23 protein-coding genes and 1 pseudogene are annotated in these 26,087 nt (G+C 67.3%); 8 read left to right on the top strand and 16 right to left on the bottom strand.

Annotated features, from left to right (window positions below; genetic code table 11):
• Positions 1–22 precede the first annotated feature (22 nt).
• The 11 genes from G0A00_RS16455 to G0A00_RS16405 form a co-directional block, all read right to left on the bottom strand.
• Complete coding sequence (locus G0A00_RS16455) at positions 23–1,030, bottom strand: zinc-binding dehydrogenase (protein ID WP_164183094.1); 1,008 nt, start codon at positions 1,028–1,030, stop codon at positions 23–25.
• A 33-nt stretch (positions 1,031–1,063) separates the two neighbouring features.
• Positions 1,064–1,843 carry an SDR family NAD(P)-dependent oxidoreductase gene (locus G0A00_RS16450; RefSeq protein WP_164183096.1) on the bottom strand — a complete coding sequence of 260 codons (780 nt, stop codon included), beginning with the start codon at positions 1,841–1,843 and terminating at the stop codon, positions 1,064–1,066.
• Between the two features lie 5 nt (positions 1,844–1,848).
• Positions 1,849–2,346 (bottom strand): 2,4'-dihydroxyacetophenone dioxygenase family protein, encoded by a 498-nt coding sequence (locus tag G0A00_RS16445; protein WP_066109472.1) that lies wholly within the window; start codon positions 2,344–2,346, stop codon positions 1,849–1,851.
• Complete coding sequence (locus G0A00_RS16440; RefSeq protein ID WP_164183098.1) at positions 2,346–3,875, bottom strand: tripartite tricarboxylate transporter permease; 1,530 nt, start codon at positions 3,873–3,875, stop codon at positions 2,346–2,348. Before G0A00_RS16440 ends, G0A00_RS16445 begins: the two co-directional genes overlap by 1 nt.
• A 10-nt stretch (positions 3,876–3,885) precedes the next feature.
• Positions 3,886–4,368 (bottom strand): tripartite tricarboxylate transporter TctB family protein, encoded by a 483-nt coding sequence (locus G0A00_RS16435; RefSeq protein ID WP_164183100.1) that lies wholly within the window; start codon positions 4,366–4,368, stop codon positions 3,886–3,888.
• Positions 4,369–4,379: 11 nt separating this feature from the next.
• A complete protein-coding gene (locus tag G0A00_RS16430) occupies positions 4,380–5,351 on the bottom strand; it encodes a tripartite tricarboxylate transporter substrate binding protein (protein ID WP_164183102.1) in 972 nt (323 codons plus the stop codon).
• A 15-nt stretch (positions 5,352–5,366) separates the two neighbouring features.
• Positions 5,367–6,131, bottom strand: a complete 765-nt coding sequence (locus tag G0A00_RS16425) for a FadR/GntR family transcriptional regulator (protein ID WP_164183104.1) — start codon at positions 6,129–6,131, stop codon at positions 5,367–5,369.
• A gap of 335 nt (positions 6,132–6,466) precedes the next feature.
• Positions 6,467–7,522 (bottom strand): glycosyltransferase, encoded by a 1,056-nt coding sequence (locus G0A00_RS16420; RefSeq protein WP_164183106.1) that lies wholly within the window; start codon positions 7,520–7,522, stop codon positions 6,467–6,469.
• A 37-nt stretch (positions 7,523–7,559) separates the two neighbouring features.
• A complete protein-coding gene (locus tag G0A00_RS16415) occupies positions 7,560–8,570 on the bottom strand; it encodes a glycosyltransferase family 2 protein (RefSeq protein WP_164183108.1) in 1,011 nt (336 codons plus the stop codon).
• 21 nt (positions 8,571–8,591) lie between these two features.
• Positions 8,592–9,512 carry a glycosyltransferase family 2 protein gene (locus tag G0A00_RS16410; RefSeq protein ID WP_164183110.1) on the bottom strand — a complete coding sequence of 307 codons (921 nt, stop codon included), beginning with the start codon at positions 9,510–9,512 and terminating at the stop codon, positions 8,592–8,594.
• 3 nt (positions 9,513–9,515) lie between these two features.
• Complete coding sequence (locus G0A00_RS16405; protein ID WP_164183112.1) at positions 9,516–10,766, bottom strand: oligosaccharide flippase family protein; 1,251 nt, start codon at positions 10,764–10,766, stop codon at positions 9,516–9,518.
• Positions 10,767–11,021: 255 nt separating this feature from the next.
• Between G0A00_RS16405 and G0A00_RS16400 the strand changes: the two genes are divergently transcribed.
• Entirely contained in the window at positions 11,022–12,203 is a 1,182-nt protein-coding gene (locus G0A00_RS16400; RefSeq protein ID WP_164183205.1) for a polysaccharide biosynthesis/export family protein, read from the top strand.
• Positions 12,204–12,308: 105 nt separating this feature from the next.
• Here G0A00_RS16400 and G0A00_RS16395 read toward each other — a convergent pair whose 3' ends face one another.
• Positions 12,309–13,712: a WecB/TagA/CpsF family glycosyltransferase gene (locus tag G0A00_RS16395; RefSeq protein WP_164183114.1), complete on the bottom strand. Its 1,404-nt coding sequence runs from the start codon at positions 13,710–13,712 to the stop codon at positions 12,309–12,311.
• A 251-nt stretch (positions 13,713–13,963) separates the two neighbouring features.
• Between G0A00_RS16395 and G0A00_RS16390 the strand changes: the two are divergent.
• The 7 genes and pseudogenes from G0A00_RS16390 to G0A00_RS16360 all read left to right on the top strand — a co-directional run bounded on the left by G0A00_RS16390 (position 13,964) and on the right by G0A00_RS16360 (position 22,519).
• Positions 13,964–14,541, top strand: a pseudogene (locus G0A00_RS16390) (response regulator transcription factor).
• Between the two features lie 164 nt (positions 14,542–14,705).
• Positions 14,706–16,172, top strand: coding sequence for a hypothetical protein (locus tag G0A00_RS16385; RefSeq protein ID WP_235953153.1), 1,467 nt, complete (start codon positions 14,706–14,708; stop codon positions 16,170–16,172).
• Complete coding sequence (locus tag G0A00_RS16380; RefSeq protein WP_235953154.1) at positions 16,169–17,518, top strand: O-antigen ligase domain-containing protein; 1,350 nt, start codon at positions 16,169–16,171, stop codon at positions 17,516–17,518. Before G0A00_RS16385 ends, G0A00_RS16380 begins: the two co-directional genes overlap by 4 nt.
• A 166-nt stretch (positions 17,519–17,684) precedes the next feature.
• Complete coding sequence (locus G0A00_RS16375; RefSeq protein WP_164183116.1) at positions 17,685–18,425, top strand: hypothetical protein; 741 nt, start codon at positions 17,685–17,687, stop codon at positions 18,423–18,425.
• 1 nt (position 18,426) lies between these two features.
• Positions 18,427–19,440 carry a hypothetical protein gene (locus tag G0A00_RS16370; RefSeq protein ID WP_164183118.1) on the top strand — a complete coding sequence of 338 codons (1,014 nt, stop codon included), beginning with the start codon at positions 18,427–18,429 and terminating at the stop codon, positions 19,438–19,440.
• Between the two features lie 12 nt (positions 19,441–19,452).
• A complete protein-coding gene (locus G0A00_RS16365; protein WP_164183119.1) occupies positions 19,453–21,162 on the top strand; it encodes a peroxidase in 1,710 nt (569 codons plus the stop codon).
• A gap of 10 nt (positions 21,163–21,172) precedes the next feature.
• Positions 21,173–22,519 carry a cytochrome P450 gene (locus tag G0A00_RS16360; RefSeq protein WP_235953155.1) on the top strand — a complete coding sequence of 449 codons (1,347 nt, stop codon included), beginning with the start codon at positions 21,173–21,175 and terminating at the stop codon, positions 22,517–22,519.
• Here G0A00_RS16360 and G0A00_RS16355 read toward each other — a convergent pair.
• From G0A00_RS16355 to G0A00_RS16340, 4 genes are all read right to left on the bottom strand, one after another.
• Complete coding sequence (locus G0A00_RS16355) at positions 22,516–23,661, bottom strand: NAD(P)/FAD-dependent oxidoreductase (protein WP_164183121.1); 1,146 nt, start codon at positions 23,659–23,661, stop codon at positions 22,516–22,518. The genes G0A00_RS16360 and G0A00_RS16355 overlap by 4 nt on opposite strands.
• Before the next feature lie 28 nt (positions 23,662–23,689).
• Positions 23,690–24,937, bottom strand: coding sequence for an NAD(P)/FAD-dependent oxidoreductase (locus tag G0A00_RS16350; RefSeq protein WP_164183123.1), 1,248 nt, complete (start codon positions 24,935–24,937; stop codon positions 23,690–23,692).
• Positions 24,938–25,118: 181 nt separating this feature from the next.
• Positions 25,119–25,292, bottom strand: a complete 174-nt coding sequence (locus G0A00_RS16345) for a hypothetical protein (protein ID WP_164183125.1) — start codon at positions 25,290–25,292, stop codon at positions 25,119–25,121.
• A gap of 66 nt (positions 25,293–25,358) precedes the next feature.
• Complete coding sequence (locus G0A00_RS16340) at positions 25,359–25,937, bottom strand: OsmC family protein (RefSeq protein ID WP_164183127.1); 579 nt, start codon at positions 25,935–25,937, stop codon at positions 25,359–25,361.
• Positions 25,938–26,087: the final 150 nt, after the last annotated feature.

Raw genomic sequence — 26,087 nt, 5'->3', positions numbered from 1 at the left:
GCGCCCACAGATCCACCCGCAGTCAGGCCTGACAGTCGACCAGCACTTTCACCGCGTCGGAGGTCGGGTCGGTGACCAGATCGAACACATCTCCGGCCCCGCTCAGCGGCACCACCTGCGTCACCAGCCGCAGCAGCGGCTCTTCGAGCTTGGCGACCAGATCGACCGCGCGGCGGAACTCTTCGCGGGTGTAGACGCGCGAGCCGATGAGCCGCAGCTCCTTGAAGCTCATATCGAGCAGCGGCACCGGCACAGGCGCCTTGTAGAGCGACGCAAGACACAGCGTGCCCCCGGTGCGGACGAGCCGGGTCATCTCGAGCGCCACCGGCGCCGCGCCCGAACATTCCACCAGCACATCCGCGCCATCGCCGCCGGTGGCTTCGGCCACCGCACCGGCAAGACTCTGGCTGCTGACGTTCACCGTCTCCAACCCCAGATCGCGTGCCAGTTTCAGACGGCCCGGCGCGATGTCCGACACGAGGATGCGCCCCGCCCCGGCGTGGCGCAGCATCAGCGCGGTGATCAGCCCGATCGGCCCGGCACCGGTGACCACGCAGGTGTCGCCCATGGTGACGCCCGCCCGGTCCGCCACGCGCAGACAAACGGCCACAGGCTCGATCAGCGCCGCCAGTTGGTCGGACACGTGGTCCGGCACCGGCACCAGAAGCTCGGGCTGGACGATCATCTCTTCGGCCATGCCGCCGTCCTGATCGATGCCCAGAAGGCGCAGGCTGGCGCAGATATGCGGGCTGCCGGTGCGGCAGGGGTGGCAGCTGCCGCAGGACAGCAGCGGAAATGCGGTGACACGTTGCCCGGCGGTGAACCCGGCAGCATCCTCGATCACCTCACCGATGAACTCATGGCCCAGCACCAACGGCGCCTGCGCGCGCGGGTGACTGCCCGAATAGATGCCGATGTCGGTGCCGCAGACCCCGCAATAGCGCAGCCGCAGGCGAACGCCCTGCCCCTCTGGCGCTTTCATCTCGCGCACGGAAACCGTGCGCGGCCCTTCATAGACCAACGCCTTCATGTCGTCCTCCTGACTTGGATCAGTAAATGCGCGTCACGCGATGGCGTAGCCGCCATCAATGGGGATCACCGTGCCGGTCATGAAGCTCGCCAGCGGCGTGGCAAGGAACATGGCAGGGCCGGCAAGGTCTTCGGGCTCGCCCCAGCGGCCCATCGGCGTGCGCCCGAGGATGGTGGCCGCGCGGCCCTCGTCGCCCTGCAGATCGGCGGTCAGCGGCGTGCGGATCCAGCCCGGCGCGATGGCATTGACCCGAATGCCGTCTTTCGCCCAAGCGATGGCCAGCGATTTCGTCAGCTGCGCGATCCCGCCTTTCGAGGCCGAATAGCCTGGCACCAGCCCGCCGCCAAAGAACGACAGCATGGAGGCGGTGTTGATCACGCTGCCGCCGGTGCGCGCGAGCGCAGGCTTGGCGGCATGGGCGCAGCGCATGGAGCCGTTGAGGTTCACATCGACAACCTGTTCGAAGACCTCGGGCTCCAGTTCCGCGCCGCGGCGGATCAGACCGGCGCAGTTGACCAGCGTGTAAAGATCGCTCTGGCCGCCGATCACCCGGCTGACCGCCTCGGCGTCGCGCACATCGAGCACGTCAAAGCCAAGCAGATCGCTCAGCCCCAAATCCGCGGCCTTGGCCGTCGCGGCCTCTGCCTCGGCGTCCGTGAGGCCGGTCGCGGTGACCTTGGCCCCGGCCCGGGCAAAGCCGAGCGCGATGCCGAAACCGATCCCCGAGGTGCCGCCGGTCACAAGGACCGAGCGGCCTTCGAGGAAAGGTGCGGCCCATCCGCCCGTCATGGCGGAGATGTCGCTTCTTTCCATGACGGTCATCTGATGAACTGGTCGAGGTAGCTCGCGCCAAGCCCGACTTCCTCATAGTGCTTGCGGCACATGTCGATCTTGGTGAACACATCCTCGAAACCGGTGTGCTTGTTGTCCTCGTCGACGTAGTACATGCAACCTTGGATGTTGAAGAAGGTGATCATCTCTTCGCAATCCTCGGGGACCGTCAGCGTGTGAATCTCGCCCGGCGGCTCGAACACGAAAGACCCGGTCTCGGCGACCCAATCATGCTCGAGGTAGTGCCAGCGGCCCTTGATCACATAGCCGACCACGGGGGCGGGATGCAGGTGCTTGCTCAGCACGCCCGACTTGCGCACGCGCAGCAGGTTGCACCACTGCCCGGCCATCGTGTTGAGCAGCAGCGGGCGGAACCAGACGCCCGGAGCCTGCGGGACCCAGACCCGCTCGTCCTCGGGGATCGCCATTTCGGCGATCTCGGGCGGGGCGAGCGAATGGGTCGATCCAGTCATTGAATCGTACATTAGGATTTCCCTTCGTTTGCGAGAGAACTTTGGCGGCCACCGCTGCGCCCGGAGAGGCGGCGCAGCAGGGCCAGAGCTGGCGGCGCGAGCCAGACCAGCAGGGTAATCACGCCCAGCACCCCGGCGATGGGCCGTTCGAAGAAGGCGAGCAGATTGCCGTCCGCCTTGATCATGCTGGACATGAAATTCTCCTCCACGACGCGGCCAAGCACGAGGCCCAGCACCAGCGGCGCGGCGGGGTAGTCGTTTGCCTCCATGATCCAGACCAGCACGCCGACGGCGGCCAAGGTCCACAGATCAAAGAGCGAATTGTTGGTGGCGAAAGTGCCAAGCACGCAGAGCAGCAGGATCGACGGGTAGAGCTTGCCCATGCGCACGCCCAGCAGCTGCCGCCCGCCGATGATGGCCAAGAGGCCGAGCGGGATGATCAGCAAGTTCGCCAGCACGAAGACGATGTAGATCGCATTGACCAGATCGGGCGAGGTGATGAACACCATCGGCCCCGGCTGGATGCCCTTGAGCACCAGAACGCCCACGACGATGGCGGTGATCGAGTCTCCGGGGATGCCAAAGACCAGCGCCGGAACGTAGCTGCCCGACAGCGCCGCGTTGTTGGCCGAAGCCGCGCCCGCGATGGCCTCGGGCTCGCCCTTGCCGTAGTTGTCGGCCTTCTTCGAGAAGCGCTGGCTGACCGCATAGGCGATCCACGCCGCGATATCCGCCCCGGCCCCCGGCAGCGCGCCGATGAGCGTGCCAAGAATGCTGCCGCGCGCCACCGCGCCCTTATGGGTCCAGAGATTGCGGCCCTGCCCGCGCAGGATCGAGAGCCCGGCCTTGGCGGGTTTTTCGGGCGTCTCCAGCGGGTTCTGCGCCGAGCGCAGGATCTCGGCCACGGCGAAGGCACCGATCATCACGGCGATCAGCGAGATCCCCGCCTGCAGGTCGATCAGCCCGAAGGTGTAACGCGGCAGGCCAGTGGTGACGTCGAGGCCGATCATCGTCAGGAACAGCCCCAGCAGCAGCGACACCGTGCCCTTGAGCCGGTCGCGCCCCGCCACCAGCGTGGCGCAGGAGAGGCCCAGCAGCGCCAGCCAGAAGTATTCATAGGTCGAGAAGAGCAGTGCCACCTCGGCCAGTTGCGGCGCGGCGACGACAAGGATCGCGGTGCCGATGAGGCCGCCGATCACCGCGACCATCATCGAGGTGCCAAGCGCCAGATCGAGCCGCCCCATCTGGTTCAGCGCATCAAGCTCGCGCATATAGGCGGCAGAGGCGGGCGTGCCGGGAATACGCAGCAGCGCGCCGGGAATGTCGCCCGCAAAGATCGACATGGCCGAGCAGGAGACGATCGCGCCAATCGCCGCGACCGGGGACAGAAAGAAGGTCACCGGCACCAGCAGCGCCACCGCCATGGTCGCGCTAAGGCCCGGAGTCGCGCCGACGAAAAGGCCGAAGGCCGAGCCCAGCAGGATCACCCCCAGCACGTCGAAGGCGAACACCATGTGAAAGGCGGAAATCAGAACATCCATGCGGGTCTCCTCAGAACAGCGCGCCGGGGAACGGCCCGGTCGGCAGCGGCACGCGCATCACTTCGATGAAGAAGAGCGTCACGGCGAGACAGACGCCGACCGCCACAAGCGCCGCCGCAAGCGGGCGTTCGTCCCAGAGCAGCGCGCTGACGAAGACCAACACCACCGACACCGGCAGCGAGCCCAGCAGCGGCGCCAGCAGCCCGTAGAGCACGATCGCCAAGGGGATGAAGACGATCCGCGCCAGCCGCTTGGGGCTGCGCATCCAGTCTTCCATCTGCGGCACCAGCCGCACGTCGCCGCCCTGCAGACGCGCCGCAAGGCTGCGCCCCGCGATCATCAGGCCGAACAGCACGAAGGCGCCGCCGATGATGCGCGGGAAGAGCCGAGGCGACGCGGCCCCCGCAGGTTCGGGGAAGCCCTGCGCCTGCAGGACCACGAAGATCCCCAGCACCGCAAAACCCAGCCCGGTCCAGATATCCGGAAGCCGCATCGCCTCTCTCCTCAGCTGCCGCGCTGCGCGAGGCCGATGGCGTTCATCACCTCACCCACGCTGGTCTGCGTCTCATCGAGGAACTCGCCGAACCCGGCGGCATCCAGATAGCGGGCGCCAAAGCCCTGCTGCGACATGAAGTTCTGGAACTCCTCGCTGTCGAAGACGGTCTTCACCGCGGCTTCGAGCTTGGCGGCGGCCTCCGCATCCATGTCCTTGGGGCCGACCACGCCGCGCCATGTGCCGCCGGAATATGCCTCACCGGTCTGCTCTTCGGCGGTGGGCACATCGGGGAACGCCGGATTGCGCTCTTCGGCAAAGACCGCGAGCGCCTTGGAGCGGCCCGCGTCCATCATCGTTTTGCCCTCGGGCAGCGACGACGGGATGATCTGCACGCCGCCAGCGGCCAATTCTTGGAAGCCTGGAGCCGCGCCCTGCGAGGGCACCATGGTCACTTTCAGCGGATCGACGCCCTGCTGCTGCAGAAAGCCCGCGAAGGCGAGGTGATAGGCCGCGCCAACGGCGGTGCCGGACATCTTGAAGGTGCCTGCGGGCTCGGTCTTGATCGCCTCGACCGCGTCGCCCACGGTTTCCCAATCGCTGCCCGCCGCCACATGGAAGGCGCCGCTGTCGAAGTTCACCAGCCCGATGGGGGTGAAATCCTCGTCGGTGAACTCGGCGTTGCCGGTCCAATAATATGTGACCATCTCGGCGGTGGCGAAGCCGATGGTGTAGCCATCCGTCGGCGCGGTGACCATGGCGTTATGGCCGACCACACCGGCGCCGCCCGAGCGGTTCACCACGGCGACATTGGTGCCAAGCTCGGCCTCGAGGCCCTTGGCCAGCATCCGCGCCACGGCATCGGTGCCGCCACCGGCGTTCCACGGCACGATCATGGTGATCGGCTTTTCGGGGTATTCGGCCATAGCGGTGCCGGCCGCCGCGAGCAGTGCAATGCTCGCGAACGTCATTTTCTTCAGCATGGGGGTCTCCTCCGGTTAGCTGAATGTCTTGGTCAGTTTGTGCCTTTCCAGGTGCCGACGCGTGAACCAGATGGTTTCCAGCATCGCCTGTCGGGCAGCCGCCGCGTCCTTGCGCTCGATGGCGTCAAGCACGTTGCGGTGGTTGATCAGATTGTTGCGAAAATTTTCCATGTGCATTTCGATGGCGACCCGGAACAGCTGTCCCAGAACGGCATCGATGGCGGTGTCAAAGGCCTCGATGATCGGGTTGCCGGTCGCGGCCAGAATGGCGAGGTGAAACTCGCGGTCGGCGCGGATCGCGGCCACGGCGTCGCCGCTTTCGGCGGCGGCTTCCATCTTGTCGTAGGCGACGCGGATCGCGGTGATCGCGGCGCGGCTCGCCCGCTCGGCGGCAAAACCGGCGGCGGCGGGCTCAAAAACTTCGCGGGCCTCGTCGATCGAGCCCATCAATTCCACGTTGAACCCATCGAGCGGCATCATCCAGCGCAGCACGTCGCGGTTCAGAAGGTTCCAATGCTTGCGCGGCAGCACGCGGGTGCCGATCCGGGTGCGCACTTCGACGAGCCCAAGCGCAACGAGCGTGCGGATCGCTTCGCGCAGAGTGGTGCGGCTGACCCCCAGATCCTCCATGAGGCTGGCCTCGACCGGCAGGGTCTCCTCCACCGGATACTCGCCAGCGACGATGCGCCGGCCCAGCGTGTCAAGGGCCTCGGACGCCTTCACCGGGCGCGCGGCGGCGCCGTCATGTCCCAGATTTTCCGGCAGTTCGAAATCGCTCACGGGTCTCTCCTCCTCACCAACCTTGAGAGTTGGCCGATCGTAGCGCCTCCACACCACGATCCAACGTGAATCAGTCTTAAACCTTTTGATACGATGAATCAAATACAATGGTACGATCAAGTGATCGTGAGAATTTTAAAATTATAAAACAATGCATTACACCTCTCATCTCGACCAAAACTGAGCCGAGGCCACACGCGCAGGCTCCCCATCCCGGCAAAGACCACACGAAATCGGCCCCGGAAACCTCCGGGGCCGATCTCATGTCTAAGCCATGCCAGTGGCGGGTCCGCAGGTGGAGAAGAGGGCGCTTTCCTCCCCCTAGACCCCGATATCTAGGCGAGCGCCGCGACCTCCTCTGGCGCTGTCCCCACATCCGGCGCCGCCAGCCCAAGAAGCTCTGACCAGCCCCGGCGTACCGCATGTTCCGACCCCGCCGCCAGCACCTGCCGCGCGCTTGCCGGGAGCCCCGGAGCGTGCCCGCCGCGCAGCGCCTCGGTCAGTTCGGTCAGTGCAGCCGGTGAGACCTGCGTCACCCCCGCGCCCGCATGATCGCGCAGCCCGTCCGCGCCGCTGGTGATCAGCGGACGCCCCGCCACGCGCGCCTCGAGCGCGGCGATGCCATAGGCTTCCCAGCGCGACGGCATGGCGACCACATCGACCTCTGCCATGGCCCGCGCCGGGTCCGTCACATGGCCGAGAAAGCGGATGCGCGCGTCGCCCCCGGCCTGCGCCTGAAGCGCCGCCAGATCATCCCCGGCGCCGTAGATGTGCAGCGCCTTGTCGGCATCCGGCACCGCGCGGAAGGCAGAGATCAGCGTGTCGAACCCTTTCTGTCGGTCGAGCCGCCCGAAGGCCCCGATCACCCGCCCCTGCCCGCGCGGCGCGGGCAGCGCCGCAAAACCCGACAGGTCGACCACGGGCCGGATCACCGCGAGCCGCTCCCATGGCACCAGCCGCCGCGTCCGCAGCCAGTCGCCCTGCGCCGCGCTCACCGCCACCACCTTATCAAAGAGCGCATAGGCGCTGCGCAGAAGCGTGAAAAAGCGCGCCCGGCTCGGCACGTTCAGCGCGGCGAAACTGGCGGTATAGCTGTGCTCCACATGGATCAGACGGGCGGACGGATGCCGGGCGCGCAGCGCGATCAGCCCCGGCAGGGCGCGCCAGTTGATCGACAGATGCGAGACGATGATGCCCGCCGGAAGCGACAGCCGCCCCACGGCGCCGCGCGCCACCGGCAGCAGCACATGGTCTGCCTCTGCGGCCAAGGTGGCATCGCTGCGCAGAAACTCGAGGTACCGCATCACCCCTCCGGCAGTGGTGTCATCCACAAGATGAACCACGCGCGGGCGGTCGTGGTGGGACGCGGCGATGGCGCTGAAAAAGGTCATAGGGCGGGCTCCTCCAAGAGATTGCGAAATGCGTGCGTCAGGCCGAGGCGGGCCGGGTGGCAGCGCGGTGCAGCCTGCGGCCAAGCGGGCCATCGACGAGCAGCGCGGCGGCGATCGTGACCGCAGAGCGCAGCGGCTCTTCGATCAGCGGGCGGCGCGAGCAAAGCAGCGCGCGGCGCAGCAGCCTGCGCGCCTCGGCCCCGCGCCCGTCACTGATCGCCCGGCGCGCCAGATAGCGCAGTTGATAGGCGCGCGCGGCGGGCGCGTGGCGGGCGAAGAAATGCGGATCGAGCGGCGTCAGTTTCTCGACCATGCGCTCCCACGCCGCGTATTGCCGCTCGGTCGCCGCGCTGAGCCCGCCCGAGGTGATCCGGTAGCGGGTCAGCAGCCCCGGAATGCCCTCGATCTCCCAATCGGTGGTCAGCGCGAGCCGCAGCCAGCATTCGATGTCCTCGGACTGGCGGAAGGTCTCGTCAAAGACCCAGTCCCGTTCGCGCTCTTGCGCCGGACGCCACGCGATCGCGGCCAGCGCCTCGCGCCGCATCACCGGCACCGAGCCATTGCCCACCGGATTGCGCTTGAACACATGGGTGGCACCGATGGCCTTCAGCCGCGGCCGCTGCGCACGGCGCATGGGCGCGCCGCTCTCGGTCATCAACAGCGACCCGGCGAAGGACAGACCCACATGCGGGTTCGCCTCCAGATGCGCCACATGGGCCGCAAGCTTTCCCGGAGCCCAATGGTCGTCGGCATCGCAAAACCCGATGTAGCTGGCGCGCGCCGCCGCGATACCGCTGTTGCGCGCCCCGGCAAGGCCGCGATTGGCCTGCCGGATCAGACGCACGCGCGGGTCCGCCGCAGCGATCTTGGCGGCGATCTGCGGCGTCTGGTCCGTCGAGCCGTCGTCCACCACGATGATCTCGAGGTCCGGGAGGGTCTGCAGGCGCAGGCTGGCCAGCGTCTCGCCCAGCGTGGCCTCGGCATTGAAGGCGGGCACGATGATCGAGGCGGTGGGCGCGGCGTTGGTATGGGTCATGGGATGGGACATGGGAATGGCTCCTTGAAAGGGTCAGCGCGAGAACAGCGTGCGGCGCAGCGGTGCGGGAAGCAGCGGCGCGAGCGCCGCGCCCGCCAGCGTGCCGCCGCCCCGGTGCAGCGGCGTGAGAAAGCGCCCGGGGGCCAGCCTCAGCCCGTGCAGCGCCAGCCCCAATGCGGCCGTACCGCCCATGCCGACGCGCAGCGCCCGGCGCGCGAGATAGCGCAGATGCACGGCCTCATCGCCGGGCTGGGGCACAAACCCAAAGCGCGCCGCGCTTTCGAGCGCCACCGCACGCCCGGCCCGCATGGCCTCAAGATCAGCCGACAGACCGGAGGGCGAGACGCGGTAATGCACCAGCACGCGGTCGATGGGCTGCAGCCGCGCGCCCTGCCCCACCAGCCGGATCAGCCAGTCGAGATCCTCGTTGTGGATCATGTCGCGCCGCAGCCCGCCGCTGCGGGCAAAGACCTCGCGGCGCAGGGCGATGTTGGACATGGTGCACACCGGGTTCTCCCCCAGCAGCATCGGGATGGTCAGCGCGCTCTGCGGCACGCTCGAGAGGGTCATGGAATCCTCGGGGCGATGCTCGAAGAAGGCGATCCGCCCGAAGGCCCCATCGCAGTCCGGCGCGGCAAAGGCCCGGTCGAGGATCGTCAGTTTGTCCGCCGTCCACAGATCGTCGGCATCGCAAAAGGCGAGCACCTCGCCCACCGCTTCGGCGGCGCCATGGTTGCGCGCATCCGACGGCCCCTTGCCGGGATTGCGCAGCACCCTGATCCGCCGGTCTCCGGCAGCGGCGTAGCGCAGCAGATCGCGGGTGGCATCGCGGGAGCCGTCGTCGACGCAGAGCGCCTCCCAGTCCGAGAATTTCTGCGCCTGCAGGCTGGCAAGCGTCTGCGCGATGGTCGCCTCGGCCTGATAGCAGGGCAGGATGATCGAGAAACGGGGCATGGTTCAGCTCCTTTGCGGGCGCGGGCCGAAGCCCGCGACGAGGGCGGGAAGCGAGGCCGCGCCCATGGTGATGCAGGCGGTGGCGAGATAGCCCCAGGCCAGCGCCGTCAGTCCGAAGGGGGCCATCAGCGCGGTGTTCAGCAGCAGCGCGGCGGTGAGCAGCGCGGTCGCCTTCAGTTCCTGCCCGGTGCGCATCTCGGCGCGCAGCCAGCCCGCGGCGTTGGACCAGAGGCTCATGGGGATCGCGGCGAGGCACAGGATGCTGACCACCTCGGCGATGCCCTCCCAGCCCGCGCCGAAGAGCAGCGGCACATAGAGCGGGGCCAGCGCCGCCTGCAGCATCACCACGGGCGCAATCACCGCGAGGCTCAGCACGATGCCTTGGCGCAGCGCACCGGGGCGGTCCTCTGCGCGGCACAGATGCGGGAAGATCACCACCGACACCGCGACAGAGAAGGACGACGCGAGCCCGAGCCCGGCGTTGAAGGCCAGGAAGTAGAGCCCCAGCACTTCTGGCCCCATCAGCAGGCCGATAAGCAGCTTGTCGGCCTGCAGGCGCAGAGCCTTGACGATCTCGATCGCCAGCACCGTCACGCCAAAGCCGGTGAACTCCGACAGCGGCGCGCGGTCTGCGCGCGGCGCGGGGGGCCATGGGCGCAGGCGGCGCATGCAGATCAGCCAGATCGGCGCGGCAAGGATGCGCGGCAGCACCAGTGCGAGCGCGCCCGGCCAGAGCAGCGCCAGCGCCGCCGCCATGAGGTTCGCGCCCACCACCTGCCCGCCTGCGATGGCGGCGGTCTGCTGCATCTTGCCCTCGCGCATGGCCAGCGCCGCCTGCACCAGCCCCGCAGGCATAAAGAGATACTCCAGCGCCAGAAGCGCGATCAGCCCGGCGACCACGGCGCTGCCACCACAAAGGTACAGCCCCCCGGCGAGGGCGAGCTGCAACACGAAGAGCCCGCTGCACCATGCGGTGAAGATGCGCCGCGCGGTGGCGCAGGTGGCCTCGAGCCGATCCTCGGGCGCCGCGATGATGCGCTGGCCGACGCCGTTCTCGGTCAGCGCCTTGAGGATGTCCGCAGCGGCCAGCGCGGCGGCGGCGAGGCCGATGGCCTCTGCCTCCATGCTGCGCGCCACGGCGATCACCACCAGCAGGCGCGAGGCCTTCGCCGCCACCTCGGACGCGCCATAGGACAGCAGGTTCCGCGCAAAAGGCGCGCTGCGTGGCGCTCTGATGGGTTTGGGCAGGGACATCGGATCGGACCTTTGCTGTGTGGCCTGCCGACTGTGCCGCAAAGCCTGCCCCTGCGTCGCCTGCGCGGCGGGACAGTTGCATGCTGCCCACGGACAGCAACCAATCCGATGGGATATTCCTTTAACGCGAGCGGGAACGTGGATCCCTACGTTCAGATTGCCTAACACTTGGATCGGGCCCTGCCCGCCAGCCAGTCCTTACGGAGAGTTCGCGTGTTCCAGCCAAGTCTCAAGGCCGCCTCGATTTTCGCCCTCATGGCTGCCGCCGGCTGCGCCAGCTATGACCGGCCCGACAATCTGGCGCCGGTGGCCGAGGGGATGGACTATCAGGCGCAATGGCGCAGCCCGGAGGTCAGCCGCAGCAACGCGCAATATCTGCGCTCTCCGGCGATCAATGCGCAGGCCTGCCGCGCCCCGCTTGGCGGCGGCGGCCAAGACGGCGGCGGCAAATTCGGCGGCCTCGCCGCGGCGGCGCTGCGCGGCGAGCGGCTGACGCGCGGCGATCTTCTCGACATTCGGGTAGAGCAGGACGAGACGTTCAATGGGTCGTACGAGGTGTCGCGCGACGGAACGATCCGCCTGCCCTTCCTCGACGCGATCCGTGCGCAGGGACGCACCGTGGACGAGATCGAGGCCGAGTTGGACAGCGCCCTGCGCGCCGAGCAATTCTATGACGACAGCCCGCGCATCTCGGTGCGTATCCTCGACCTCGCGCCGGTCAGCGTGGGCGTGTCGGGCGCGGTGTTCGAGCCGCATCAGGTGGGCATCGGCGGCGTCAGCGCCGACCAGCGCGACAACGTGCGGATCACCGCGATGGGTGCCTCGACCGAAGCGCGCAACCTGTCGGCTGCGCTGCGCGCGGCGGGCGGCGTGCGCCCGGACGCCGACATCTCGGCGGTGGAATTGCGCCGCGGCGGGCAGCTTTACAAGCTCGACATGCGCGGCGTCTTCGAGGGCAGCAATGTAGTCGATGTGATGCTGATCACCGGCGACGAGATTCGCGTGCCGAGCCGCCAGTGCTTTCAGGAAGACCTCATGCGGCCCTCGCCGATCAGCCCGGCGGGCGTGTCGCTTTTCCTGTCGAACCTGACCCAGCCCGCCAGCGGCAACGCCGAATCCGCCGTCGGGCGCGACGTGCGCGAAGTGCCATGGGGCACGCGCTATTTGCAGGCGGTGGTCGATACCAATTGCGTCGGCGGGCCGCGCGCCACCAGCGCCGACCGCTCGGCGGTGCTGTTCAGCCGCAACCCGGTCACCGGCGTCTCGGCAGTGATCGAGCGCAATATCGAGGATCTGCTGCGCCGCGCCGACAGGGACGATTACGACCCCTATCTTCTGCCCGGCGATGCCATCGCCTGCTACGACAGCACGGTCACCAATATCACCGAGGTCGCGCGGCTTCTGGGGATCATCGGCGTCGTCTCTTTCCTGCGCTAAACGCTCGTCCGCCCTGCGGACTCACAAAGGCCCGGCGTGGGGGTGAACGCCGGGCCTTGCTTCCGTCGGGTGCGCGCCGCTCGGAATGCGGCGCCTTTGCTGGGGTCAATAGGCGCCGCGACCAGAAAGCACCGTCCGGAAGGTCAGAAAGATCAGCATCAGGTCGAGCAGCGTCGAGCGGCTGGCACCATAGGCAAGGTCCATGTCGATCATCTTGTCGAACGAGATGTCGGCGCGGCCCGACACCTGCCACAGCCCGGTGATACCCGGTTTCACCCGCAACCGCCCATGCGCATGCGCGGGATAGGCGGCGACCTCTTGCGGCAGCGCGGGACGCGGGCCGACGAGGGACATCTCACCGCGCAGCACGTTGAAGATCTGCGGCAGCTCGTCGACCGAGCTGCGCCGCAGCAGACGGCCCACCCGCGTCACCCGCGGGTCATTGCGCGCCTTGAAGCAGATGCCCGCCCGGTCCGACTTCGCCAGGAGCGCTGCGCGGCGTTCTTCTGCATCCATATACATCGAGCGGAACTTCAGGACCTCGAAGGGTTTGCCATCCTTGCCGACGCGGGTCTGCCGATAGAGCGCCGGACCGCGGCTGTCGAGGCGGATCGCCAGCGCCACCAGCAGCAGCACCGGCGCCAGCGCCAGCGCCGCAATCCCGGCGAGCGTGACATCCAGCAGGCGTTTGCGCAGGCCCACCGGGTCGGTGCGGCGCAGCGCATTCACCGCCGCACGCGCAAGGAAGGTGGCATTGCCGATCAGATAGCGCCCCGCCATGCGGCGCGGCTCCATGGCAAGCCGCCACACCCATTCGCAGCGTGCCCGGCGCAGCGGCTCGGGCGCCCGCCGGACGTTGCCCGCCAGAAAATCGAGCAGCGCGCCGACGCCGAGGTGAATGCGCGGCGCCAGACGCTCGGCATTGCGCGCCAGCCACAGGTCCTGCCGCGGCACGCCCATCGCCACCAGAAGGATATCCGCGCCCGAGGCATTGATCGCCGCGATCGCCTCATGTTCATGCGCGGCGCCAGCGAACCCGTCGCGGGTTCCGGCGATGCGCAGCCCCGGCAGGTCGCTGCAGAGCCGCTGCGCCGCGCGCTCTGCCGTGCCCGGCGTGCCGCCGAACAAAAAGACCGACATGCCGCGCTCGCGCGCCGCGCGCAGCAGCGCGGGCACAAAATCCGTGCCATTGAGGTTGGCCGCAAGCCCCTGCCCCCGCATCCGGGCCGCAAGCTCGACGCCGATGCCATCGGGCAGCACCATATCCGCGCGGCGCAGCGCATCGCCGTAGTCCGGGCAACGCGCCATGACATTCGCGCAATGGGCGTTGAGGAAGGCAATCGTGCGACGACCGGGCGCGAGCACGGCCTCGATCGCGCTTTGCACAGAGGCGTCGACCAGCGCAAGGTCCATCACTTCTCGGCGATCAATCGCCGGTGCATTGTCCTGAGGGGCATCGGTGGCCCGTTCGGCAAAAGCACCGAACTCTGTCTGTGCGGCATGTTTCATGGGGGCTCCTCCCTCGGCCAAAAAGCAAGTCTCGTCCGAAACTTGCCGAGTTGGCCGCGCGCATCAACGGAGCGTCGGGAGACCTGATAGCGCCTGACAGATGGAAAGCCATCAGCGCGGATCAAGAAACAATCCCACTGGATAGGTCGCCTGTTCTGGCGGATCGAAAGTCAACTTTGTGACAACCTTCGCGTGCTTTTGCGCTATCTTGTCGCGCGGTGGAGGGCCTGTTGAGAGGTTAGGGAGACCCTATGCGCATATTGATAGCCGACGATCACGACTTGCTGCGCGATACGCTGGTCATGTTTTTCGAGACCGCGAGCGACATCACCGTCGTGACCGCCGCGAGCTTTGGCGAGGCCGAGCAGATGATCAACCGCAAGGGGCCGTTCGACCTCGTGCTGCTGGATTTCAACATGCCGCAGATGGGCGGGCTGATGGGGCTTGAGACGCTGCTCAAACGGCCCGGCGCGAGGTGGCCGAAAAGGCACTGGCGCTTGGGGCCTCGGGCTTCATCCCCAAGACACTGACGGCGCGCAGCCTCGTCAACGCGGTGCGCTTCATGGCGATGGGCGAGGTCTATGCCCCGATCGACTTTCTCAACGGCACCGAAGACCAGGACCTGCATCCGCTCGCCGAGAAACTCTCGAAGCGCGAGCGTCAGGTGGCGAAAGGGCTCACCGAGGGCAAATCGAACAAAGAAATCGCCCGCGACCTCCACCTGCAGGAGCCGACCATCAAGCTGCATGTGAAGACGCTCTATCGTAAGATCGGGGCGGCCAATCGCACGCAAGCCGCGCTGATCGCACGGGATGCCGGGCTAGCTTGAAAGGGGCTAGCCCGAAGGAGCTGCCCTGAAAACCTCCGATCCCTTCGGATAGAAAATTGATGCCATCAGCGAGGCGCGGCCTCCTTCTCAGCCGCTCTCTATCCCCCCGCGAAAGCGACCGCGCCGCCACCCCAGACTAGACTGCCGGACAGAGGAGATTTTCCATGTCCGACATGACCGCCAGCGGGACCACCCGCCGCTCTGCCCCGATCCCCGGGATCCTGCGCACCCCGCCGCGCGAGCTGTCGCTCGGTCGGCTCTTTGGCGGCGGACGCCCCGGCGATATCGTCCGCCTGCCGCGCTATCTGATCCTCGCGACGCTGGGGGCGATCGCGATCTGGGGGCCGATCACCACCTACCTCAAGAAAGCGCCGCTCAGCTTCAGTTCCGAGATGTCGCTGATCCTGCCCGGCTCGGGCGCGGCGGCCTCGGTGAACCTTGCCGAGATCGGTCAGGCGTCCTCCTTCGCCAATTCCGCCTTCTCTTCCAATTCGATCAGCCCCACCGAGACTTACAAGCGCCTGCTGAGTGCGGACCGTATCCTCGACGCCGCCGCCGGTTCGCTGGGCGAGCAGATGCGCGACATTGGACGGCCAAAGGTCGAACTGGTGGATCAGACCGGTCTCATCCGGGTGCAGATGAAAGGCCCCACGCCCGTTGCCGCCCGCGCCCGGACCGAAGCGGTGCGACAGGCGTTCTTTACCGAGGTGGATGCCCTGCGCCATGACGAGCTTTCGGTGCGCGAGACCGGCGCGCTTGCCGCCATCGAGGATTACCGCGGCTCGGTCGCCGACACGCGCGAGACGATTGCGACGCTGCAGCGCGACACCGGGCTGGTGTCCTCGGCGCAATATGACCGGCTGGTGTCTGCCACCGATCGGCTGCGCGCCGATCTGGCCGCGCTCGCCTCTGACTTGGCCGAGAAGCAAGAGAGCGTTGCCGCCCTGTCGCGCAGCCTCGGCATCGCGCCGGATCAGGCGGCGGTCAGCCTCAAGCTTTATGCCGATGCCGATTACGTGGCGCTTCTGGATGAGGTCGCGCTGCAGACCGCCGCGCTGGCAGAGGCGAACGCGCGTTTCGGCACCCGTCACCCCGAGGTCACGGCGGCCCGTGACGCGCTTGCCAGCGCGCGCGAGATGGCGCGGCAGCGCGCCATGGCTCTGACCGGGCTGAGCGCCGAAGCGGTCGCGGCGCTCGATCTGGCGCAGCCCGGCGCGCGCGCCGAACTTCTGGCCGAACTGGTGCGCGAGGATGCTGCGCGCCGCGGCCTGACCTCCGAACATGAGACGATGGCCGCACGGCTGGACCGCGAGACCGCGCAACTTGCCGCGCTGGCCCCGGTGGCCGCGCGCCTTGAGGACATGCAGCGCGATTTCTCGGTCGCCGAGGCGGTCTTTGCCTCGGCCATCGCGCGCTCGCAATCGAGCAAGGCCGATATCTACGCCTCCTACCCGCTTGTGCAGGTGCTCGAGAACCCCTCGCTGCCCGACCGCCCAAGCTCGCCGAACCGCAAGCTCGCGCTCGCCGCCGGAGGGGCCGCGACCCTGATGATGCTCTTTGGCCTGCTGCTTGCATGGATCCGCCGCCCGCTGATCGGTCGCATCCTCGCCCGCCCGATGGGGGCCCCATGACCGGGCGCGCCCGACCCGAGGGCATGAGCCCGGCCGAGGCGCTGGCGTGGCGCGCCATGGTCATGACGTGGGTGTTCTATGGCCTCGGCGCGCTTTACGTCGTCGGCCCGGTGCTGGGCTGGGTGTTTGCCGGCATGGCGGCGCTGTCGCTCTACCTCGGCCCGGCGATGCGCAGCGACCTGCGGGCGACCGGTCCCGTGCCCGGTGTGGTCTGGCTGTGGATGGCCGGGATGCTGGTGATGCTGGTGGCGCTCTGGGGCGGCCATCTGGGCTGGGGGCTGGGCCTCAAGCAGACGATCAAATCCTCGATCGGATGGGCCAAGGGCTGGGCGCTGGTCGGGCTCTTCATCTTCGCGGGCGCGGTGCTGCCGATCCGGCGCGAGGTGCTGATCCGCGGCCAATGCGCCATCGGCTTCTGGACGCTCGCGCTTGCGCCGCTGCTGCTGGCTGCGCCCTATGTCGGCCTGCCCGAGCGCATCTTCACCTCGCCGCTGAAGGCCATCGGAGGACCGGGACCGGAGTATTTCTCGGTCTATTTCTTCACCTACGATCCGGCCTCATGGACGCCGCGCTGGCAGTTCTACCTGCCGTGGTCGCCCTTTGCAGCGCTGCTTGGCGTGGTCATGGTGATCTTTGCGCTCGAAGAGAAGCACCGTGGCTGGCGCGCCGCCGGGATCGCCGCCGGGCTGCTGATGATCCTCGCCTCGAAGTCGCGCATGGGGCTGGTCGGGCTGGTCGCCTGCACCGTCGCGCCGCGGATGCTGCCGCTGGTGCTGCGCAGTTCGGCTTGGCTCGCGCTGGCGGGGGTGACCGCCTCGCTTGCGGTGCTCGGCAGCTGGCTTTTGGCCAGTGCGCAGGCCGGGGTGGCCGCCTTCAAAGGGGCACGGGCCGACAGCACAAGGGTGCGCGAAACCCTGCAGCGGATCGCTTTTGAGCGCTGGCGCGAAGAGGCGGTCTGGTTCGGCCATGGCACCGTTCAGCCGGGCCCGCATCTGGTGGAATACATGCCCATTGGCAGCCACCACACATGGTACGGGCTGCTGTTCGTGAAGGGCATCGTAGGCTTTGGCGCGCTGCTGGTGCCGCTGGTGGCGCATCTGGCCGTGGCGCTTGTGGACGCCGCGCGCCATCCGCGCGGGCGGCTGCCGCTGGGCATCCTGATGACGCTGGTGCTGCTGTCCTTCGGCGAGAACCTCGAGATCGAGGCCTATATGTTCTGGCCCGCGCTGCTGTTGCTTGGGGTGCACCTTCGGGAAATGGCAACCGAGCCCCCCGGTCGTCCCACGAGGCGGCAGATTGTAATTCATGCCAAGCCTCAACAATCGACCATAACCGGCTGCAACTGAATTAAAACATGACTTCGGATACCATGGAGGTGCCTTCGAAACACTCTGTTCACCTGGGCAAAGCACTTCATTTATTCTTTGACTCGAGGCGATTTATTGCGGCTTCATACACGCTACGTCTGTGCGGTTCCGAGTAGGTTTTAGGAAATTCCACCGGAGAACGCGCATGTCTAACGTCGCCGGAAAAGCCTATGCGATGAACGTGGTAACCCCCAGTCGCCCCTATGTGACTTGGATAAACCGCCTGCTGTTCATGGCCGCCCGCGGATTGCCCTCGAACCTGATGGGGCTGCTGGGCCTCTCGCTCATCCACTTTGCCCGATGGGTCATCATCAAGCGCGATCAATGGCCCGATCTGGGTCAGGGAAAAGAGGATCCGCAGAACGATTACATGCTGTTCTGCTCGAATTTCAACGGCACATGGGACCAGTATATCGACGCTTTCTCGGACGGCATACCAAACGGTCTCAACCTGTTCTGGTATTCGGCCACGAAATACCCGCTGTCGATCCCGATCACGCCGTTCAAGAATTACATCACCTACAATCAGATCGGCACGGATTATTACTACAACGCCACCCCCGGCTCGGCGCAGCGCGACGTGAAATCCGCGCTGCGGGTCTATGACGCGGTGCTCGCGCTGGCCAAAGAGTATGGCTCCCCCGGTCCCGGCCATGTGTCTGCAAGCCCCACAGGCCCCAAAGGTCCCGGCCCTGCGCCTTCCGGGCCCGGCACGCCACAGCATTTCGCGCAGAAGTTCCGCGACACATACCTCAAGGTTCAGAACGATCTCGGCGACCCCGGCTTCGGCCCGGTCGCAAGTCTCGACACCGAGCGCGCCGATGTGAACCGTCTGGCCTATATCGCGGCGGCGCAGGCGCGGTTCAACACCGAGAGGAGCAGCTGACATGCCCGATCTCGACAGCGGACATCTGTTTCTGACCTATCTCATCCCGATCAAGCGCGGCGGCCCGAGAAACGACGTCTCGTTCAAGCAAAAGGTGCGGATCGAGCTTGCCCGTCTGCCCCCGGCACATCAGACGCCTGCCACGCAGAAGACCGAATATGCCGCGCCTTTCGCCCGCAATCTGCGCAACCATTTCGCGCGGATGTTCGTGCTGGACAATGTGGTCTACAACGGTCGCAACCGTCAGAATGCGCTCGGGGCGATCGTCAAAAAGGTGAACACCATCACACCAGAGCCGGTCGATGGTCTGCGCTCGGCCTATCTGGTGTTCACCGCCGATATCGACGCGATCGTGAAGGACGGCGATCCGCTGCCCTCGGAGCTGAGCGCGGACGCGCAGCGCCGGGTGCGCATGGCCTATGCGCAGACGCTCTGGGACACGATGGGCGAAGAGATCAAGGCGATCTTCGGCAATTGCCACGGGTTTGACGGCACCGACAGCGGGCAGGCCTTTGGCGCCTATCTGGAGCGGTGCCACGTCGAGACGACGATGCCCTATCACGACTATTACCTTGATCTGCCAGCCTTCAACGATCTGCCGCTGAAGGGCCTCATCGCAGCGGTGGGCGTTCCGGCGGTGATCGGTGTCGGCGCACTGCTGCTGCGGCTGCTGGGCCTGAGCTCACTCTTGGGGATGAACACGCTGCTGCTCGCCATCCTCGGTCTCGCGCTCACCTGCCTTGCCATTGTGCTTGCGGTGCGGTTTGCGATCGCCAACGGCGCCAAGCCGCTGCCCCCTGCCGCGCATGACGATCTGCCCACGGTGCTGAAAGCGCTCTACATCCAGCAGCGTTTTACCGATTTCATCGCCGAGCATCAGGGCGCGACCCCGGCGACGCTACACGCCGCCTTTGGCGATTTTCTCGCGCAGCATGCCCCGGCGGACATCACCGACCCGACGCAGCGCCCCGGGGTGATCTCGGACAGGGCACCGCAGCCCCGCGCCGGCGTGTGAGGAGGGCAACGAATGGCTTACGCACTGAACCTGCACGACATTCAGGGCAATGTGACGCGCGCCTACGGGCGCTTCTCCTTCCCCTTCGCGCGCTATTTCTTTTTCCAGATCCGCCATCCCGCCGCGGGCCGTGCTTTCGTCGATGCGGTGCGGCGCGAGGTCACCACTTCTGCGCGCTGGCCTGATGAGGCCGATAAACCCAACTGCACCGTCAACATCGCCTTCACCTTCATGGGGCTCTACTGGCTGGAGGTGCCGAACCGCACGCTGCAGGGCATGCCGGATGTGTTTATCTCGGGCATGCGCAGCCGCGCCTCCATGCTCGGCGACCGCGATCCCACGATAACCGCCGATGACGACCCGGACTGGGATCGCGACTGGGATCCGATCTGGCAGGGTAACCGAAAGGAGGGGCTCGGCGGCAGCGAGGACGTCCATATCCTCGTCACGCTGAATGCCCAGCCCGATCTGGCCGGGGCAGAGCCCGGCTCGCAGGACTTCCTCGCCCGTCTCAAAAATCCCCACCCCGACCTAGAGGCGAAAACCGATTGGCTACGGAGCCTCACCAGCGATGGCATTGTGTTGCTGGAGCGGAACGGCAAAGCTGGGGATGCGCCCTTCCAGTCGGCCTCGGCGGTGTTTGACGATTTCGGAGGGGTGACGCTGCCCACCGCGCGCGAGCATTTCGGCTTTACCGACGGCATCGGCGACCCGGTCTTCAAGGGCCAATATCCGCCCGCGCAGGAAAAGACCGCCGTGATCGGGCGCGGCAAGCGCATGGGCGGCGATTGGGAGGCGCTGGAAACCGGCGAGTTCATCCTTGGCCACACCGGCGAAAGTCAGGAATTGCCGCCGACCGCCATGCCGCCCGAGTTCATGCAGAACGGCACCTTCATGGCTTATCGCAAGCTGCACGAGAATGTTGCCAGTTTCCAATCGGTGGTGGACGAGGAGGCGCAAGGCTTTGCCACCAGCATGGCGGTCGGTGTGCCTCAGGCGCGCGAGACGCTGCTTGCCAAGATGTGCGGGCGCTGGTCGGACGGCGTGCCGCTGGCCGTGGTGCCCGACTATGACGACTGGATCGCCTTCGGCAAGGCGCGCGGCTGGCGGAACGAAAATGGGTCGATGCTCATGACTCCAGACGCGTGGAGCAAGCAGATCGCCTATATCCGCAGCGCCGAGGCATCGGACTTTCGCTACGCCGACGACATGGCGGGTTTCAAATGCCCCGGCGGCGCGCATATGCGGCGGATGAACACCCGCGACTACCTCGATCCGCTGAACGTTTTCGGCATCGACCCCAAAACCGGCAAGCAGTTCGAGAACGCCGGCGCCACCCACGCGCTGAACAAGCGCCGCCGCATCCTGCGGCGTGGCCTGCCTTACGGACCGCCGAATTTCGAGCCGCGCGACGACGCCTCCGAGCAAGGGGTGATCATGATGGCCATGGGCGTCGATCTGTTCCGGCAATTCGAGTTCGTCCAGCAGCAGTGGATCCAATACGGGCTCGATTTCCATCAGGGCAACAACACCTGCCCGATGCTGGGCCGCCACGATCACCACACCCGGCACATGATCCCCTCGGACCCGAAGAGCGGCAAGCCGCCCTACATGATGACCAAGCTGAAGACCTTCGTGGAATGCCGCGGCGGCGATTACTTCTTCGTGCCCTCGATGATCGCCCTTCGGATGATCGCCATGGGCATCGTGGACCCCACGTGAGGGCCGCGCCATGCTGGACCGGCTGACAGGAAGCATAGCCGCAGCGGGGCGCTGCGTGATGATGCTGGGCGACGGGATCGTCGCGCTTGGCTGGCTGATCGGCAAGGGCGGCTCGGCCTTCGCATCGGGCGGCAAGGCGGCGCTGCCGCCCCTGCTGACCGCGCCCGAGGCACAACAGAAGGTCTTTGCCGTGCTGCGCGCTTTCTGGCCCAACCTGTCGCTGAAGGCCGCCGTGGTGAAAGCCTATGACAACAGCGGCACCGTTGTCGTCACCCGGCACGAGGACTGCATCGACGTGCTGAACCGCGACGCCGACTTCGAGGTGGTCTATGGCCCGCGTATGCGCAAGCTGACCGCGGGCGAGAACTTCTTTCTCGGGATGCAACCGGGCTGGCCCTACACTCGCGACACCTCGGCGATGCGCCTCGCCGCGCGCGCCCCCGATGTCTCCGACGTCGTGCTGCCCCGCGCCGCATCGCTTGCCGAAGAGATCGTCGCCCGCTCCGAGGGCCGCATCGACGCGGTGCCGCAGCTTTTCCGGCATGTGCCGTGGGATATGACCGACAGCTATTTCGGCACCGGCGGCAACGCAGAGCAGATGCAAGACTGGGCGACGGTGCTCTTTTGGTATCTTTTCGAGGATCTGGCGGCAGACCCCGATCTCGACGCCAAGGCGATGCGCTACGCCGCCGAGCTGCGCGACTATCTCGACACCGCGATCGCCGCGCGCAAGGCCGCCCCCGACACGCGTCCGCAGATCCTCAATCGCTGCCTCGACCTGCAGGCCGCAGGCACGCCGGGGATGGATGATCTGGGCATCCGCAACAATATGCTGGGGCTGCTGATCGGGGCCATTCCGACCATCTCCAAGGCCTGCTGCCTCGCGCTCGACGAGTTGCTGAACCGCCCCGAGGATCTGCGCCGCGCGCAGCGTGCCGCCGCCGAACAGAGCCCGCAGTTCGAGCAGTTCGTCTGGGAGGCGCTGCGCTTCAACCCGCACAACCCGGTGATCTATCGCCGCGCGCTGCATGATACGGTGGTGGCGCGCTCGACCCTGCGACAGGCGCGCGTCCGCAAGGGGCAGATCGTCTTTGCGGCGACCGCCTCGGCGATGTTCGACCGTTACCGGATCGCGGCGCCGCATGACTTCCGCACCGATCGGTCGTGGGACAGCTACATCATCTGGGGCTATGGCATGCACACGTGCTTTGGCGCGGCGATCAACAAGGCGGTGATCCCGGCGATCCTGAGACCGCTGATCGCCCAGCCCAAGCTGCGCCGCGCCGAAGGTGCCGCCGGTCAGATCGACCGTGGCGGCACCCCTCATCCTCAGCATTTCCACCTGCGGTTCGACTAGGCCACCCGGCGCTGCACCGGCTGCCGCGCCGCCCCCTCGGCGATCCATGCCTGATTGGCCTTCATGTCGCGGTTCAGCTGCTTGTGCAGATCGGCAAGCTCGGCAAGCGACCACTCAAAGCTGGCGATCCGATCCGAGATCTCGAAGATCGGCCCCGACAGCGTATCGCGCCGCGCCTCGTATCGGTCCAAGCCTCCCGCCATCGCGGCCCCGGCCAGCAGCTCGGCATCGCGAAACGCATCGGTGATCCCATGCGCGGTGATCGGGTCGCGGAACCAGCTGGCATCGCCGACCAGCGCCCAGCCCGGCCCGGCGCAGCGCCGGAAATACCCCGGCAGCCCGGCAAAGACGACCGGCGCTTCGGCGGCGCGCGCGCCAGACATGTCCTCCGCCAGTTGCGGCAGGCACGTCGCGGCCAGCCTGGGCAGCGCGCTTTGGCGCAACTCGGCGGCGCGGGACTGCGGCAGCGCGAGAAAGGCGCAGGTTCCGCCACCGTTGGTGGGGATCAGCCCGCCCGCGGCCCCCTCCTCGAAGTGCCAGCGATAGCCGTCCTGCGGCAGGCCGGTGACATATTGGTAGGCGCAAGCCACGGTGCTGCGCGCCTGCCGCGTCACCTCGGCCCCTGCCAGCCGCGCGACCCGCGAACGTTTGCCGTCCGCGCCGATGACCAGCCCGGCTGAGACATCCTGCGCGGCGCCATCCTTTCCGACCAGCCGTGCCCCGCACACCCGGCCAGAGGCATCCCGCAGCAGCCCCGCGCAACTGGTTTCAAACCGCACCACGGCCCCCGCCCGCTCCGCCGCCGCCGCAAGCGCCGCGTCGAGCAGATAGCGGCGCGGTGCCATCAGCGCCTCGACGCCGTCTTCGGGTTTGATGTCGATGTCGAAGGAAGCCCGGCCATAGAGAAAGCTCGTCCGGCGCACCTGCGGCGTGCCCGCAGCCCGCAGTTCGTCCGCAAGGCCCCAGCGCTGCAGCAGCATCACCGCGCCGCGCATCAAAGCATGGGTGGACATCGTGTCCGAGCCGCGGCGGGCGCTGTCGATCAGCAGCACGCGGGCGCCCTGCCGGGCCATCAGCATGGCGGTGGCGGCACCGGCGCAGCGGGCACCGACGACAATCACGTCATAGGTCGAGGGGGTCATGGGTCATATCCTTTCGAGAATGAGGGGGTCAGGCCGCAAGGGACGCAGTGCGCCCAAGCGCGGCGGTGATCAGCGGCGCAAGCGCTTCGGCATCCTGCCCCGCGCCGTGGATGAAGCTGGACGCGCGGTGGCGCATGAACGGCAGGCCAAGCGCATAGAGCCCCGGCACAGCGGTCAGCCCGCCCTGCGTCTGCAGTTCTCCGGCGCTGTCCAGCACCGGCAGATGCAGCCATGGGTAGCTGCGGCGAAAGCCGGTCGCCCAGACCATGCTGCCGATGCCCTCACGCCTAAGATCGAGCAGCGCAGGGCCATGCTTGGGCAGATGCGGCGCAAGCCACGCCTCCAAGTCCGCAGGCAGGGCCATGCCACGCTGCGCCAGATCGGCGTCGAGATGCTCCAGCACCCGCTGGCGGCGGCGCTCGGCCGCGGCGATCTCGTGCCCCGGGTTCGGATCGAGCATAAGCGCGTTGCCCCGCACCCCGAGCGCGCGCCCGACAAGCCGCACGCCCATGGCGGCCAGCCGATCGAGCCCCAGCGCCGCCCCGCCCTCCGAACCGGTCAGCTGCAACGAAGGCAGCGACATCAGGTGCTGCGGGTCGGCATTCGCCGGGCGCGGCGCGGCGAGAAAGCCGCTGCCCGACAGCAGCGAGAAGATCTCGCGCCCCCGGTAGCTGCGCGGCATCCGCACGTGGCGGCCCACAGCCAGCGTCACCGGGCGACCCGACGCCTGTATCTCTGCGGCAAGCTGCACGCCGGTGGCCGAGGCGCCGACGACCAGCACTCCGCCCTTGGCAAGCTCCGCCGCGCCGCGATAGCGGGTGGGGCTGATCTGCGCGATCTCCTGCGGCAGCGCGGCGGCCCACTCCGGCACGGCGGGGCGGTCGCAGGCACCGGTCGCGATGACCACGGCGCGAGCCAGCCAGTGGCGCTCTCCGGCCTCGACACGGAACAGGCCGCTCTGCCGCCTCACCGAGCGCACCTCGCAACTGCCGACCACCGGCGCCGCGATTGCGGCGCGGTAGCCGATGAGCCTATGCGCAAAGCTTGCCGCCGACATAAAGCCGTTCGGGTCGCTCTCGGCCCAAGGGCCCGGCAGGCGGTTCATCCAGTTTGGCGTCAGCAGGTGCAGGCCCGGCCAGCGCTCGGACTGCCAGCGCTCCCCGACCCGTCCCCGCTCCAGCAGCAGATGATCTACGCCGCGCCGGGACAGCGCCCAACTCAGCGCGAGCCCGGCCTGACCGGCTCCGATGATCAGCACGCTTGTGACCTTCGTCATGTCTCGTCTCCATCTTGATCTGACAGAAGGATGCGGGCCGCGGGTTTCGGGCTCGCGTCGTGAAAGCCCATTCGAGGTTTCGACTGTTTCAATGCGGCGCGGCGCGCTGCCGGGCTTTCCGCACGAAAAGGCCCGCAGCGGGGTGCTGCGGGCCGGGAGGACGGGAGGATGCGCGTCAGGATCAGGCGGCGATCGGCAGGCTGTCCTCCTTTTGCGTGCGGGGCTGCCAAGGCACCTCGGCGGCAACAAGGCAGTTGCGGTCCCACCAGTTCCGGAAGTCGGCGAATGTGTCGCGCGTTGCGACCGTGTCAAAGCCCGAGCCATAGCTGTGGGCGGAAGCGGAGAAACGGGGCATGGGTCTGTCCTTTGGGTCTGGAATGTTCGGGAGAGTGGCCCGCGCCCCATCGGCGCGGGCTGTGTTTCAAGCGGCCATCTCGACCTTCACCGGCACACCGTTGCTCAGCACATCGAAGACGGCGGAGCGGGCGACCGATTGCGCCACGATCTCGCGCAGCATTTCCTGCGGGGCGTCACCGCGGATGGTCACCGCCATGCGGATCCCGGTGAAGCCGTTGCGGGCGCTCTTGTCCAAGCCGAGGATGCCGTTGAGGTTGATGTCGCCCTCGATGGCGGTCTCGACCGCGCTCAGCTTGACCTGACGGATCGAGGCGATGTTGCCGATCCCGGCGGTGATGCAGGCGGCAAGCCCCGCCAGCAGAAGCTCGACCGGGGTGACCCCGTTGTCGGCCCCGCAAAGCACCTGCGGGTGATCGCATTCGACGGCGTAGTCGCGGCGGTGCTCCATCTCCTGCATCGCGCCGTGGAACCCGGTAAAGGCGGTGCGGCTGTGGGTGCCCGAAAGCCATTCGCCATTGGCGCGGAAGGTGAATTTGGCGATGTCCGGGGTCTCGCCCACAACGCCGAGCGTGGCGAGGAAGGTGGGGACATCAACGCCGTTCATGGCGGATTTGGCGGGCTTTTCGAGGGTCTGGGTGGTCATTGTGAACTCCTGATGTTGCTTTGGTCTGTTGGCTCTGGTCGGGCACCGTGCCCTTCCGATGGACAGAAGTTCTGACGCCCCGGCGTTTCAGCGCGATTGCGCCGGGCGTTTCATTCGTTTCACCGCCCAGTTTCCTGAGCACGCCTGACG

It is taken from the genome of Salipiger sp. PrR002 (genome assembly GCF_010500775.1).
Classification (GTDB): domain Bacteria; phylum Pseudomonadota; class Alphaproteobacteria; order Rhodobacterales; family Rhodobacteraceae; genus Salipiger.
This window is presented reverse-complemented; position numbering and strand designations above follow the sequence as displayed.

Coding starts and splice junctions, on each gene's coding strand:
- G0A00_RS16385 (WP_235953153.1), top strand. CDS start 14,706: ATGTCCGACATGACCGCCAGCGGGACCACCCGCCGCTCTGCCCCGATC.
- G0A00_RS16435 (WP_164183100.1), bottom strand. CDS start 4,368: ATGCGGCTTCCGGATATCTGGACCGGGCTGGGTTTTGCGGTGCTGGGG.
- G0A00_RS16455 (WP_164183094.1), bottom strand. CDS start 1,030: ATGAAGGCGTTGGTCTATGAAGGGCCGCGCACGGTTTCCGTGCGCGAG.
- G0A00_RS16430 (WP_164183102.1), bottom strand. CDS start 5,351: ATGCTGAAGAAAATGACGTTCGCGAGCATTGCACTGCTCGCGGCGGCC.
- G0A00_RS16420 (WP_164183106.1), bottom strand. CDS start 7,522: ATGACCTTTTTCAGCGCCATCGCCGCGTCCCACCACGACCGCCCGCGC.
- G0A00_RS16360 (WP_235953155.1), top strand. CDS start 21,173: ATGCTGGACCGGCTGACAGGAAGCATAGCCGCAGCGGGGCGCTGCGTG.
- G0A00_RS16345 (WP_164183125.1), bottom strand. CDS start 25,292: ATGCCCCGTTTCTCCGCTTCCGCCCACAGCTATGGCTCGGGCTTTGAC.
- G0A00_RS16380 (WP_235953154.1), top strand. CDS start 16,169: ATGACCGGGCGCGCCCGACCCGAGGGCATGAGCCCGGCCGAGGCGCTG.
- G0A00_RS16370 (WP_164183118.1), top strand. CDS start 18,427: ATGCCCGATCTCGACAGCGGACATCTGTTTCTGACCTATCTCATCCCG.
- G0A00_RS16340 (WP_164183127.1), bottom strand. CDS start 25,937: ATGACCACCCAGACCCTCGAAAAGCCCGCCAAATCCGCCATGAACGGC.
- G0A00_RS16415 (WP_164183108.1), bottom strand. CDS start 8,570: ATGTCCCATCCCATGACCCATACCAACGCCGCGCCCACCGCCTCGATC.
- G0A00_RS16350 (WP_164183123.1), bottom strand. CDS start 24,937: ATGACGAAGGTCACAAGCGTGCTGATCATCGGAGCCGGTCAGGCCGGG.
- G0A00_RS16445 (WP_066109472.1), bottom strand. CDS start 2,346: ATGTACGATTCAATGACTGGATCGACCCATTCGCTCGCCCCGCCCGAG.
- G0A00_RS16375 (WP_164183116.1), top strand. CDS start 17,685: ATGTCTAACGTCGCCGGAAAAGCCTATGCGATGAACGTGGTAACCCCC.
- G0A00_RS16405 (WP_164183112.1), bottom strand. CDS start 10,766: ATGTCCCTGCCCAAACCCATCAGAGCGCCACGCAGCGCGCCTTTTGCG.
- G0A00_RS16410 (WP_164183110.1), bottom strand. CDS start 9,512: ATGCCCCGTTTCTCGATCATCCTGCCCTGCTATCAGGCCGAGGCGACC.
- G0A00_RS16440 (WP_164183098.1), bottom strand. CDS start 3,875: ATGGATGTTCTGATTTCCGCCTTTCACATGGTGTTCGCCTTCGACGTG.
- G0A00_RS16400 (WP_164183205.1), top strand. CDS start 11,022: ATGGCTGCCGCCGGCTGCGCCAGCTATGACCGGCCCGACAATCTGGCG.
- G0A00_RS16355 (WP_164183121.1), bottom strand. CDS start 23,661: ATGACCCCCTCGACCTATGACGTGATTGTCGTCGGTGCCCGCTGCGCC.
- G0A00_RS16450 (WP_164183096.1), bottom strand. CDS start 1,843: ATGGAAAGAAGCGACATCTCCGCCATGACGGGCGGATGGGCCGCACCT.
- G0A00_RS16395 (WP_164183114.1), bottom strand. CDS start 13,712: ATGAAACATGCCGCACAGACAGAGTTCGGTGCTTTTGCCGAACGGGCC.
- G0A00_RS16365 (WP_164183119.1), top strand. CDS start 19,453: ATGGCTTACGCACTGAACCTGCACGACATTCAGGGCAATGTGACGCGC.